The following is a 13169-nucleotide window of genomic DNA, read 5'->3' on the forward strand; positions in this document are numbered from 1 at the left end:
GACTTGAAGCTGACACCGCCGAAAACCGTCCAACTCATTGAAACTCAAGGAGTTTTCCGTTTCGACTGCGCCGGAAGTGGGGCGAATTATAGGCCGTTTGAATCTAGGGTCAAGCACTAATTTGAACTTAAATCGCAGAAGCTGATTTCTTCTTATATAGACGCGGAATCCGGCTCTTCACCATCGGTATGCGCAGTGCCAGCAGACCTGCACCTATACAGGCATAAATCGACCATTCCTTGAGGTCCGCCCGCACTATCCAGAGCATATGCAGCAACCCCAAGCCCACTACCACATACACCAGACGATGGAGCTTCTTCCAGCGCGTGCCCAAGCGTCGCTGACTGTAGCGATTCGACGTCACCGCCAACGCCAGTAAACACAAGAACCCCAGGCTGCCGACAATAATGTAGGGACGCTTGCTTAGCTCAACACCCAACTGCGACCAGTCAAACCCCAGCACGAAAGTCAGGTAGGCACACAGATGCAGCACCACATAGGCAAAACACCACAAGCCGAGCTGTCGACGCACCGTGACCCAGCCCGACCAGCTCGTCAGTCTATGCATCGGCGTCATGCTCAACGTCACCAACAGCAGTATCAACGTTCCCAGCCCCAGACGATCGACCAACACCTTTCCCGGGTCTGGCCCCAAGGCAAAGATCCAGGCCTCGTACAACCAATACAAAGGCCAGATGGCCACCACGATAAAGACGCCAAGGCGCCAAGGTAGATGCTTCATCAGTAGTTCTTCCGCAGATCCAGGCCTGTATATAAAGAAGCAACCTCATCGGCGTAACCGTTGAACATCTGCGTATCGCGCACATTGGGACTGAACAGACCGCTCGGCAAGCGTCGCTCACGCGCCTGTGTCCAACGCGGATGATCAACTTGCGGATTCACGTTGGCATAGAAGCCGTACTCATCCGCAGCAATGCTTTGCCAGGTGGTTTTTGGCTGATCCTCGACCAGACTGATACGCACGATGGATTTCACGCTTTTGAAACCATACTTCCAGGGCACCACCAACCGTAGCGGCGCGCCATTTTGATTGGGCAATTCGCGGCCATACATGCCCACCGCCAAAATCGCCAACGGATTCATCGCCTCATCCAGCCGTAACCCTTCTACATACGGCCAGTCAATCAATGCAAAACCCGAACGCTGCCCCGGCATGACCTTAGGATCCTGCAATGTTTCAAAACGGATGTACCTGGCTTTGGAGGTTGGCTCCACCTGCTTGAGCAATGCCGAAATGGGAAATCCCATCCACGGGATCACCATCGACCAGGCCTCTACACAACGCAGACGATAAATCCGCTCCTCCAACTGATAAGGCTTCATGAAGTCTTCCAGCGCGTAACGACCCGGTTTGCCCACCTCCCCGTCGACTACCACAGTCCAGGGCTCGGTTTTCAAGGCACCAGCATTTTGCGCCGGATCCCCCTTGTCAGTGCCGAACTCATAGAAGTTGTTGTAGTGGGTCGCATCCTTGAAAGGCGTGATCGCCTCCCCCTTCACCGTGACGGCCTGCCATTTGGTTTGCGCTAGCTTGTCGGCAAACCAGGCTGGAGCCTTGCCCGGCTCAACATCTGCATAGCGCACCGCATCTTCGGCACTGGCCAAACGTGGAAGCGCGCCCACAGCCAATCCGGCAAGCGAACTGCCCAACAATGCACGACGGGATAAATAGAAGGATTCAGGCGTAACGTCCGACTCTTTGCAGTCGGACGCTTTAGGCAGCTTGATGAGCATGACAACTCCGCAGTATTGGAGGGCTGATGCACCAATAGACTACGGAGTATGGGAGAAATTACATCACTCGGCGTTTTTGTTACGACGCAAACGCAGCAAGTACTGGATCGGCCCCGATGCCGCATATGCCAGGAAGGCCAGCAACAGAATGCGCGGCGGATCGCTGAACACAACCGCGAAGACCAGCACCACAGCCAGAATCGCCACAAAAGGAACACGCCCTTTCAAGTCCAGTTCCTTGAAGCTGTTGTACTTGATATTGCTGACCATCAGCATGCCGGCAGCCGCTACGAGCAAGGCAACCAGGAACGACATTTTCGAACCCTGAATACCGTAATCACTGAATGCCCATACGATACCCGCCACCACACCAGCCGCCGCCGGGCTGGCCAGGCCGATAAAGTAGCGTTTGTCCGCTGTACCTACCTGGGTATTGAAACGCGCCAGACGCAACGCCGCGCCCGCAACATAGATGAAGGCAACCATCCAGCCGACCTTGCCCATGTCCCCCAGTGCCCAGCCAAAAGCCAGCAACGCAGGGGCAACACCAAAGGCAACCATGTCCGACAAGGAATCGTACTCGGCACCAAAGGCACTTTCGGTATTGGTCATGCGGGCTACACGGCCATCAAGACCGTCGAGCACCATGGCGACAAAAATGGCGATGGCTGCAAAGGCAAAGTATTTGCTGGCCCCAGCAGTATCACCCGCACTCATGGCACTTTGCGCACTCATGGAACTGATGATGGAGTAAAAACCGGCGAACAGGTTCGCAGTGGTGAAAAGGTTCGGCAGCAGATAGATACCACGATGCCGGACTTTTCGGCCTTCGGCGTCATGCCCTTCTTCGACATGCTCATCGATAGGCAGCAGGCTATCGGCGTCTGAAGCCGCTTTTGGCTCTTCGGGACGTTCGCTCATGGACATTACCTTGCAACGATATGGAAAGTTTCGGTAGAAGCTTGGGGCCAACACGCACCCGCAAACGATCCTGCTTTATACCAGAAGCCGCCGCTTAAACGAAAAAACGCGGCCTAGGCCGCGTTTTCTCTACAGGCTGGGAACTTAGTTCTTTGCCTGGTCAACGATTTTGTTGGCGCCGATCCAAGGCATCATCGAGCGCAGTTGCCCGCCAATGACTTCGATACCGTGAGCGGCGTTGTTGCGACGCTTGGCAGTCATCGAAGGGTAGCCGGTAGCACCCTCGCTGATGAACATTTTCGCGTATTCACCGTCCTGGATGCGTTTCAGAGCGTTACGCATTGCCTGACGGGATTCAGCGTTGATGACCTCAGGGCCAGTCACGTACTCGCCGTATTCGGCGTTGTTGGAGATCGAGTAGTTCATGTTGGCGATACCGCCTTCGTACATGAGGTCAACGATCAACTTCAATTCGTGCAGGCACTCGAAGTAAGCCATTTCTGGCGCGTAACCGGCTTCAACCAGAGTTTCAAAGCCAGCCTTAACCAGTTCAACAGTACCGCCACACAGAACTGCCTGCTCGCCGAACAGGTCGGTTTCGGTTTCGTCCTTGAACGTGGTTTCGATGATGCCGGTACGACCGCCGCCTACGCCCGAAGCATAAGACAGGGCCAGGTTCTTGGCGTTGCCCGACGCATCCTGGTAGATAGCGATCAGGTCAGGGATACCACCGCCACGTACGAACTCGGAACGAACGGTGTGACCTGGCGCTTTTGGCGCGATCATGATCACGTCGAGGTCGGCACGCGGCACAACCTGGTTGTAGTGAATCGCGAAACCGTGGGAGAAGGCCAGGGTGGCGCCCTTCTTGATGTTCGGTTCGATTTCATTTTTGTACAGCGCGGACTGGAACTCGTCCGGGGTCAGAATCATGACCAGGTCCGCAGCGGCAACAGCGCTGGCAACGTCAGTTACTTTCAGGCCATGAGCTTCAGCCTTGGCGACAGTGGCCGAACCCTTGCGCAGGCCAACGGTAACGTCAACGCCGGAATCTTTCAGGTTGCAGGCTTGAGCGTGACCCTGGGAGCCGTAACCGATGATGGCTACTTTTTTGCCCTGGATGATCGAAAGGTCGCAGTCTTTGTCGTAATAAACTTTCATGATTTTCCCTTATATCCAGGCCATTCAGGCCAATTAGCACTTGTTAGTTTTAGATGCTGAGTACTTTGTCGCCACGGGCAATCCCGGTGACGCCACTGCGAACTGTTTCCAGGATCGAGGCGGTTCCAATCGACTGAATGAAACTGTCGAGCTTCTCACTGGTGCCTGTCAACTGCACGGTATACACACTGGCGCTGACATCAACGATCTGCCCACGGAAAATATCCGTGGTGCGTTTGATTTCTGCGCGCTGTGCACCCGTTGCCTTGACCTTGACCAACATCAGTTCGCGCTCGATGTGAGCGCTTTCCGACAGATCCACCAGCTTGACCACTTCGATCAGCTTGTTCAGGTTTTTGGTGATCTGCTCGATCACTTCATCATGCCCCACCGTGGTCAGGGTCAGACGCGACAGGGTCGGGTCTTCTGTTGGTGCCACGGTCAGGCTTTCGATGTTGTAGTTGCGTTGCGAAAAAAGCCCGACAACGCGAGACAATGCGCCCGGTTCGTTTTCAAGAAGCAAGGAAATAATGTGCCGCATGATTAAGTACGCTCCGTCTTGCTCAGCCACATGTCGCGCATGGAGCCATCTTTGATCTGCATCGGATAAACGTGCTCACTGGTATCAACCTGAATATCCAGGAACACCAGGCGATCCTTCATGGCAAAGGCTTCTTCCATTTTCGGCTTGAGGTCTTTCAGATCGGTGATCCGGATACCTACATGCCCGTAAGCTTCAGCCAGCTTGACGAAATCAGGCAGCGATTCCATATACGAATGGGAGTGACGACTGCCGTAGTTCATGTCCTGCCACTGACGCACCATCCCCAGCACTCCGTTGTTGAGGCTGACGATTTTGACGGGCAAGCCGTACTGCAGACAGGTGGACAATTCCTGAATGTTCATCTGAATACTGCCCTCGCCTGTCACGCAGGCAACGTCAGCATCAGGGAAGCTCAGTTTTACCCCCATCGCAGCCGGGAAACCGAAGCCCATGGTGCCCAGGCCTCCGGAGTTGATCCAGCGGTTGGGCTTATTGAAGCGGTAGTACTGGGCCGCGAACATCTGGTGCTGCCCCACATCGGACGTTACATAGGCATCGCCCTTGGTCACTTCGCAGAGCATCTCGATAACAGCCTGAGGCTTGATCTGGCTGCCGTCGCCCTTGTTGTAAGGGAACAGGTCACCGTCTCCGCGCCACTCGTCGATTTGCTTCCACCAGCTGGCAACCGCTTCCGGGTTTGGCTTGTCGCCGATGTCCTTGAGGATGGCGACCATTTCGGTCAGCACGCTCTCAACAGGGCCTACGATCGGCACGTCCGCCTTGATGGTTTTGGAGATGGACGCCGGGTCGATATCGATATGGATGATCTTGGCATTCGGGCAGAACTTGGACGGGCCGTTGATGACCCGGTCATCGAAGCGTGCACCTACCGCAAGGATCACGTCTGCGTTGTGCATCGCCATGTTGGCCGTGAAGCTGCCATGCATGCCAAGCATGCCGATAAACTGACGGTCGGTGCCAGGGTATGCACCCAGGCCCATCAGCGTATTGGTCACGGGCACGTTGAGCATTTTTGCCAGCTCGGTCAGTGGCTCCGAGCCACCGCCCAAAATAACCCCGCCGCCTGCGTAAAGCACAGGGCGCCTGGCCGCCAGCAGCATCTCTGCCGCCTTGCGGATCTGGCCGGAGTGGCCACGCAAGGCCGGGCTGTAGGAGCGCAGCTTGGCTTTTTTCGGGAAAACGTATTCGAATTTTTCGGCCGGGTTGGTCATGTCTTTCGGGATATCGACCACGACCGGACCAGGACGGCCGGATTGCGCCAGGTAGAACGCCTTTTTCATGACTTCCGGGATTTCCGAAGCATGCTTGATCATGAAGCTGTGCTTCACGATGGGCCGGGAGATACCGATCATGTCGGTTTCCTGGAAGGCATCAGTTCCGACCATGGTACTAGGCACCTGGCCCGAAATGATCACCATCGGAATGGAGTCCATGTAGGCAGTGGCAATACCGGTGATGGCGTTGGTAGCACCCGGCCCGGAAGTCACCAGTACTACACCGGCTTTACCGGTGGCACGGGCGTAGCCGTCAGCCATATGGGTTGCAGCTTGTTCATGACGAACCAGGATGTGGGTAACTTCCGGCTCTTTGAACAGTGCGTCGTAGACATGCAGGAGAGCACCACCTGGGTACCCGTAGATATATTTGACACCTTCGTCGCGCAAAAAGCGGACGAGCATCTCACCACCAGACAAAAGCTCCACGTTGTTCACCTCTAAAACGCCAGAATACCGTCCACAAAAATACGAACGGGTCTTAATAGGTTTACTTTTCAGCAGAGCATGAGCGACGGTGGTCGCCGACTACGTCAGCACTGACTGAGCAAGTATTGGGAACTCCCCAAGTATTGCGGGGGTTTCCCACCCAGCGCGAGGTAACGCGTTGCGGGTGTAACAGGTCGGCGCGGGTGTGCGCCTCATGATCTGCTGAGAGAGCCTGCTTCTGGCAGCCCCTCTACAGCGGGAGTTCGATTCTTGTCATTAGGCCTGTCCAAGTCAAGCCATCAATTCAATTTATTTGCATAAATCGACAGGAACGCACAAAAAAACGCGCAAAATGACAGAAGCCAACAAGAAAATGGATGGCTGCCAGTAAAAACTGGCAGCCATGACCTCAGGAGGCAGGGCTGATCAGGTGGTCAAAGTCTTGGAAATGCTTGAGCAAGGGTTTCCAGTTGCCACGACGCTGGGCAAACACATGCTCAGCCATATGCCAAATACCCGAGACACTGGGCAGAGGCTGCCCCCGTTCGACGATGGTTTTCATCTTCGGCAGGAAGATCCACTGCACCCATTGCTCAAAATCCAGGCGATCGACACTGAACGGCTCCAGGCTGGAAAGGTCGTGTTCGGTCGGGACCTTGTCACTCCACAAGCCCTGGGTGCGCATTTCGTGTTCGATCAGCAGCAGGAACCCGGCAACTTCAGATGTGCGTGCATCCATGACCATCAGAGGCTCACCTTGGCTTTTTGACGGGCCAATGCAGCGCCAGCGGCATCACCTTGCTTCTCACGGGCCTGGGCAATCAAACCCCACAAGCTCGCCTGCAAATCCGGACGACCGCTGGCGAACGTCAAACCACGGCGGGCAAACTGCTCAGCCTGGGCGGCATCGCCCTGGGCCATACGCACCTGAGCCAGACGATAAAGCACCTGAGGCTCACGAGGGGCCACGCGCTGGGCACGTTCAAGGCTGGATGAAGCGCCGTTCAAGTCGCCGCTCGCCTGTTGTTGCTGAGCGGTGGTAAGCAGCGCCAGCACCGGGCCATCCAGTTGCTCGTCGGCAGCCAGGCCGCCGCTGTTCGACGGAATGCCGCTGGGGGTAATGGCCGTCGGGGCACTGTAGGCCGCGCCCGGTGTGTAGCTACCCGTGCTGATGGGGGCTGCGGCAGGGCCGGGGGTGATCGGCCCCGGCGTGAATGGCTGGGTGCTGATCGGCGTCGACACACTGGCCGCGCCGCCCGGAATCATCACCACAACCCCCGAGTCCTCGGTAATCGTACGTGCCTGAGCGGCACGCGGCGCAGTGGCCTGTGGATAATTCCCCGCCGTACGCTGGGCCGAAACACGCTCGTTATTCGACACCGCAACACCAGAATCGACCACAGGGATGGACCCCTGCGGCACGCTGGCACAACCATTGAGCAAAGCCAGGGCTGAAACAGCCGCAATCCACAACTTATTCACGTCATACCCTCTTTGCTTAATTCAACCAGCCCTTGACCCAATCCATCACGGCTTCACCGGTGGCGGGCTCTTGCCCACCACAACTGGCACCAGCTGGCGGTTCACTGCCGCGAATATACGGCATCTGTACCGCGCCAGGGCAGCCGGCATCCGATCCTTGACCGGTATGCGGATCAATCCAGGCCTGCACAATGTTATCGGGCTGAGGCATGTCGAGCGGCAGCGGGTCAGCCTTCTTCATAAAGCTGGTCCACACCTGCAAGGCACCGGTTGCCCCCGTGAACGGGGTTTTGCCGTTGTCATCGCGCCCCAGCCAGACCACTGCCAGCAAGTCCTGGCTAAAGCCGGCAAACCAGCTGTCACGGGAATCGTTACTGGTGCCGGTCTTGCCCGCCAACGCGAGACTCTTGGGCAGCACGTTATAAACCGAGCGCCCCGTACCTTCGCGCATCACATGCTGCATGGCGTTCTGGATCAGAAAGATCGAGCCCGGATCAAAGCGTTGCTGGATCTGGAACGGGTAACGTTTGAGCGGCTCGCCTTCGGCTGTCAGCACGCTGCGAATGCCGCGCATCGGCGTATTGAAGCCGCCGTTGGCCAAGGTCTGGTACATGGTCGCCACTTCCATCGGGCTCAAGGCACCAGCCCCCAGCAACATGGACGGGAATGCCGGAAACTCGCGCTCCACACCCAGTCGCGCCAGGGTCTTGAGTACATTAGGCACGCCGACTTCCTGCCCCAGCCTTACCGTACCGAGGTTGTAGGAGTTCATCATGGACTGATAGAGGAAAATCGTACCGTGAGAGCGGCGGTCATAGTTCTGAGGCTTCCAGATCTGACCATCAGCGCCTTTGATCGACAATGGCTCATCCGACAGCCAACTGGTCAGCGTGTACTTGCTCGGCCGCTCAAGTGCTGTGAGATAGACCGCAGGCTTGATCAGCGAGCCAATCGGTCGCACCGCATCCAGTGCACGGTTGAAACCTGCGTAGCCTGGCGCACGACTGCCGATCAGTGCCTGGACTTCGCCGGTTTCAGGGTTGGTCACCACCATGGCGGCTTCCACTTCATCCGCGCCCTTGCGCCCGGCCAGACGCTTGAAGGTCTCGCCCACCGCAGCTTCGGACTTCATCTGCAGGATCGGGTCGAAGCTGGTGAAGATTCGCAGCCCTTCTTCGGTCAAGTCTTCGTCGCGGTAGTCTTCACGCAGCTGACGCTTGACCAGATCCAGGAATCCCGGGAACGAGCTGTCTGCCAGACTGCCGCGCTTGGTCACGCCCAAAGGCATTTTTTTCGCTGCAGCCACTTGCTCGGGCGTTGCAACACCTTGCTGCTCGAGCAGGTCGAGCACCAGATTACGTCGTACAAGCGCACGCTCGGGGTAACGCCGCGGGTTATAGGCCGAGGGCCCTTTAACCATACCGACCAGCAGTGCTACCTGGTGCAACTTGAGCTCGGCCAGCGGCTGGCTGAAGAAGAACTGGCTGGCCAGACCGAAACCGTGCACCGCGCGTTGACCGTCCTGGCCGACAAACACCTCGTTGAGGTACGCCTCAAGGATTTCGCGCTTGTCATAGTGCAACTCAAGCAGCAGCGCCATCATTGCTTCGGTCAGCTTGCGGCTCAGGCTGCGTTCGTTGGTCAGGTAGAAGTTCTTGACCAGTTGCTGGGTCAAGGTACTGCCGCCCTGGCGCATTTGCCCGGCCGAGGTATTGACCCACATGGCGCGTGCAATCGACTTGGGCGACACCCCGAAATGGTGATAGAAGTCCCTGTCCTCGACGGTGACCAGGGTTTCCAGCAGAAACGGCGGTACCTGATCGATATTGATCAGGATCCGGTCTTCAAGGTTTTTCGGGTACATGCCGCCAATCAGCAGCGGCTCAAGGCGCACCACCGGCAGTTTGGAACCATTGGTCGAGGAAAGCTCGGCAACATAGTCGCCAGAAAATCTTACCCGCACCGGCTGCGCCTGCTCGGCACCTTCATAAAACTGAAAGCCACGGGTATTGAGGTCAACCGTGTTGCCATTGACGGATGCCGCGCCCGGGCCGTTGGCCACGCTTTCACGGCGATAACCCAGCGCATCGAGCTCGGTGAGGAAGTCGTTCTTGCTCAGCTTCTGGCCGACGAACAGCTCCAGCGGGCGCGCATACACCTTGGCCGGGATGGTCCAGCGCTTTCCGGAGAATTTCTCCTGAACGATGGCATCCAGATAGACGGCAAAACCTGCCAGCACCACCAGGCCGACCAGACTGAGCTTGATTGCCCAGCCCAGCCAGGGCCTGAGGCCGCCAGAGGGACGTTTGGAACGGGAACGAGGAGATCGGGTACGAGTCATGGCGCGAGATTATACGCACTTTATTCATGTTCATCATGCGCAGCCCGGCGGTTTGCACTCCCGCTGCCAGCCGCCATAATGGCGCATCGAATATTCCCGACCTTGAAGGATCAACCGTGAGCCAGAACCTGATTGCCGCCCTGCAAAACCCGGACCTCTATCCCCATGAAGTCGAAGGATTTCAGGTTATCGAGACGCATATCTCCTGGGTCATCCTTACCGGGCCGTATGCCTATAAATTGAAGAAACCGGTCAACTTCGGCTTTCTTGACTTCACCGAACTCAGTGGCCGCGAACACTTCTGCAATGAAGAGTTGCGTCTCAACCAGCGCCTGACCGAAGGCCTGTACCTGGACGTACTGCCGATCACCGGCAGCGCCGACGTACCAGCATTCGGTGGTGAAGGCCCGGCCATTGAATACGCGTTGAAAATGCGCCAGTTTCCGCAAAGCCAGCTGCTGAGCACACTGCAAGCCAATGGCGAACTGAATGCCGGCCATGTCGACGAAATGGCCCAGCAGATCGCCCGCTTCCACATGCAGGCGCCCCATGTGCCTGCTGCGCACTACCAGGGCACGCCTGAGGCGGTAATGGACCCGGTTCGTCAGAACTTCGAACAAATTCGCCCGTTCCTTTCGGACAAAGCCGACCTGTTGCAACTGGAAGCACTCCAGGCCTGGGCAGAGGCCAGCTTCACCCGCCTCAAGCCGCTGTTCGAGCAGCGCAAGGCCCAAGGCTTCATTCGCGAATGCCACGGTGACATTCACCTGGGCAATGCCACGATGATTGACGGCAAGGTGGTGATTTTCGACTGCATCGAGTTCAACGAACCGTTCCGCTTCACCGACGTCTACGCCGATACCGCTTTCCTGGCGATGGACCTCGAAGACCGCGGTCTGAAATGCCTGGCCCGCCGTTTCGTCAGCCAGTACCTGGAACTGACTGGTGATTATCAGGGCCTGGAGCTGCTGAACTTCTACAAGGCCTACCGCGCACTGGTTCGCGCCAAAGTCAGCCTGTTCAGCATGCCTGCCGAAGCCAGCCCGGTGCAGCGCGCAGCCACTCTGCGTCAATACCGCAACTACGCGAACCTGGCAGAGAGCTACAGCACGATTCCTTCACGTTTTCTGACCATTACGCACGGTGTTTCGGCTGTAGGTAAAAGCTCGGTAGCCATGCGACTGGTTGAAGCTTTGGGGGCGATTCGCCTGCGCTCAGACGTCATCCGCAAGCAACTGTTCGGTCAGCAGACGGCAGAAAACGCAGTCGGCGATGGCATCTACAACGCCGACGCCAGCGCAGCTACCTACAATAAACTGCATGAACTGGCCGGCATCGTCCTGCGTGCAGGCTTCCCGGTGGTGATCGATGCCACCTACCTCAAGCGTGAGCAGCGCGATGCGGCCGCCAAAGTGGCCGAAGCGACAGGTGTTCCTTGCCTGATCCTTGACTGCACCGCCCCGGACGCCGTGATCGAAGGCTGGCTGGCCCATCGCAAGTCCGTGGGTACCGACCCGTCTGACGCCACCCTGGAAGTAGTCAAAGCTCAGCAAGCCAGCCGCGAAGCGCTGGGCGCTGATGAGATCCTGCGCAGCAAGCGTGTTGAAACCCACAACAGCAAAAGCCTCGACACTCTGATTGCCGACATTCGCCAGCGCTTGCCGGGCCTGTAAGGTCCATGTTCGCCGTGGAACCGCAACGGTTTCACGGCGTTTACCTGCGTAACATCGCCCGTTAACACAAATACGACATCAGTTCCGGCGCTGGCGTTTCACAGTCGCCAAGGTCGATTGAATGGCCATGGGCGCTCTACCCTCTTGGGTCCAGGGAACTGATTTGCGCCTTACTACAGCACATTCGCTCAATTCCAACTCCGCCTTGTTCCAAAACCGACTAACGGACTACGAATTTCCTACTGAGCGCTACACTCAATAGAGTCAACATACCCCGTAAACGCTGAGCTCACGCCGTCGCAAGGAGAGCTGATGAACGATGAACTCCAGCATTTGAAAAATCTTGGCAAGACTTCTTCACAATGGCTGCACGCTGTTGGCATTCACAGTGCCGCGGACTTGAAGCGCCTGGGCGCAGTGGATGCCTACCGGGCGGTGAAGGCACGAGGGTTCAGAGCCTCCAAAGTACTTTTATATGCTATCGAAGGTGCCCTGCTGGATGTTCACTGGAACGATATTCCTGCAGAACGCAAAGAGGCCCTCAATCAGCAAGTCGAGCATCTGGCCACACTGAAAAAGGCCTGATACGGCAGGCTGGCAACGAACACGATGAACGGTAAAAAACAGTTGTTGACTTGGTAATGAGAATTGTTATGATTACGCCATCTGGTCGCGAGACCAGTCGATCTTCTGAAAGGCCCTTGGTTCGGACTCTCAGAAAATCTCCTCATCAGGCTAATCACGGTTATTTGACCCGGCTCTTGCCGGGTCTTTTTTTGCCTGTGGAAAAGTGCTTGGGCGTCTGCTCAGCGAGCAATTACCATCGGGCAACCCAGCTCCGGGTGCGGCTGCACTAAAACATCGAGCCCAAACACGGCCTTGAGTTCATCCGGCTGCAATACCGCTTGCGGGCAATCCAGAGCCCGTGGGCGCCCCTGTTCCAGCAAGAGCAAGCGGTCACAGTAACGCGCCGCCAGGTTAAGGTCATGCAGGATGATCAACACCGCGGCGCCGCGATCAGCAAATGCCCGAATGGCCTTGAGCGTGGTGTGCTGATGCAAGGGGTCGAGCATTGAAGTGGGTTCATCAAGCAACAGGGTCTGCCCGTTTTGCCCCGGCCATAATTGCGCCAGTACCCGTGCCAGATGCACACGCTGACGCTCGCCCCCCGATAAGGCCAGGTAGCTGCGCCCCGCAAGATGCTCAACATCGGCGGCCTGCAATGCCTCATGGATTATTTCGGCGTCGCGAGTGCGACCCGTCTGATGAGGCAGTCGGCCCATGCCCACCACTTCTTCAACGCGAAAGGCAAAATCCAGGGTCGAGGTTTGCGGCAGGACAGCGAGGCGTTGTGCCCGCTGCGCGCCCTTCCAGTGGCTCAAGGCCAGCTCATCCAGCCAGACCTGCCCGCCACTCGGCGCCAGCTCCCCGCACAAGGCCGCCAGCAGGGTACTTTTACCCGCGCCATTGGGGCCGAGCACACCCAGTACTTCCCCCGGGCGTACATCAAGGGTGACATCCGCCAGCACGATTTTCTGATCGCGACGGATCTGCAGGTTTTCCGTACG

Annotated in this window: 11 protein-coding genes and 1 pseudogene; 2 read left to right on the forward strand and 10 right to left on the reverse strand. The window is 57.2% G+C overall.

Annotated elements, in window-relative coordinates; genetic code table 11:
- Nucleotides 1–127: 127 nt before the first annotated feature.
- The 9 genes from msrQ to mrcB form a co-directional block, all read right to left on the reverse strand.
- Nucleotides 128–742 (reverse strand): protein-methionine-sulfoxide reductase heme-binding subunit MsrQ, encoded by a 615-nt coding sequence (gene msrQ, locus FHL07_RS19120; RefSeq protein ID WP_095020691.1) that lies wholly within the window; start codon nucleotides 740–742, stop codon nucleotides 128–130.
- Complete coding sequence (msrP, locus tag FHL07_RS19125; RefSeq protein ID WP_095002582.1) at nucleotides 742–1755, reverse strand: protein-methionine-sulfoxide reductase catalytic subunit MsrP; 1014 nt, start codon at nucleotides 1753–1755, stop codon at nucleotides 742–744. Before msrP ends, msrQ begins: the two co-directional genes overlap by 1 nt.
- Nucleotides 1756–1818: 63 nt before the next feature.
- On the reverse strand, nucleotides 1819–2676 hold the full coding sequence (pssA, locus tag FHL07_RS19130) for a CDP-diacylglycerol--serine O-phosphatidyltransferase (protein ID WP_095002581.1): 858 nt from the start codon (nucleotides 2674–2676) through the stop codon (nucleotides 1819–1821).
- A gap of 144 nt (nucleotides 2677–2820) precedes the next feature.
- Entirely contained in the window at nucleotides 2821–3837 is a 1017-nt protein-coding gene (gene ilvC, locus FHL07_RS19135) for a ketol-acid reductoisomerase (protein ID WP_095002580.1), read from the reverse strand.
- Nucleotides 3838–3886: 49 nt separating this feature from the next.
- A complete protein-coding gene (gene ilvN / locus FHL07_RS19140; RefSeq protein ID WP_016783407.1) occupies nucleotides 3887–4378 on the reverse strand; it encodes an acetolactate synthase small subunit in 492 nt (163 codons plus the stop codon).
- Between the two features lie 2 nt (nucleotides 4379–4380).
- Complete coding sequence (locus FHL07_RS19145) at nucleotides 4381–6105, reverse strand: acetolactate synthase 3 large subunit (protein ID WP_095018783.1); 1725 nt, start codon at nucleotides 6103–6105, stop codon at nucleotides 4381–4383.
- Between the two features lie 409 nt (nucleotides 6106–6514).
- Entirely contained in the window at nucleotides 6515–6844 is a 330-nt protein-coding gene (locus FHL07_RS19150; RefSeq protein WP_095002592.1) for a YqcC family protein, read from the reverse strand.
- A 5-nt stretch (nucleotides 6845–6849) separates the two neighbouring features.
- A complete protein-coding gene (locus FHL07_RS19155) occupies nucleotides 6850–7587 on the reverse strand; it encodes a tetratricopeptide repeat protein (protein ID WP_095002579.1) in 738 nt (245 codons plus the stop codon).
- Between the two features lie 16 nt (nucleotides 7588–7603).
- A complete protein-coding gene (gene mrcB, locus FHL07_RS19160; protein ID WP_095020690.1) occupies nucleotides 7604–9928 on the reverse strand; it encodes a penicillin-binding protein 1B in 2325 nt (774 codons plus the stop codon).
- Nucleotides 9929–10044: 116 nt separating this feature from the next.
- Between mrcB and FHL07_RS19165 the strand changes: the two genes are divergently transcribed.
- On the forward strand, nucleotides 10045–11601 hold the full coding sequence (locus FHL07_RS19165) for a bifunctional aminoglycoside phosphotransferase/ATP-binding protein (RefSeq protein WP_095018776.1): 1557 nt from the start codon (nucleotides 10045–10047) through the stop codon (nucleotides 11599–11601).
- A 312-nt stretch (nucleotides 11602–11913) separates the two neighbouring features.
- Nucleotides 11914–12186, forward strand: coding sequence for a TfoX/Sxy family protein (locus FHL07_RS19170; RefSeq protein ID WP_095002576.1), 273 nt, complete (start codon nucleotides 11914–11916; stop codon nucleotides 12184–12186).
- Between the two features lie 221 nt (nucleotides 12187–12407).
- Here the strand turns inward: FHL07_RS19170 and FHL07_RS19175 are convergent.
- Nucleotides 12408–13127 (reverse strand): annotated as a pseudogene (locus FHL07_RS19175) (heme ABC transporter ATP-binding protein); the annotation flags it as partial.
- Nucleotides 13128–13169: the final 42 nt, after the last annotated feature.

This window comes from Pseudomonas sp. FSL W7-0098, from assembly GCF_005930585.1.
Lineage (GTDB): Bacteria > Pseudomonadota > Gammaproteobacteria > Pseudomonadales > Pseudomonadaceae > Aquipseudomonas > Aquipseudomonas bubulae.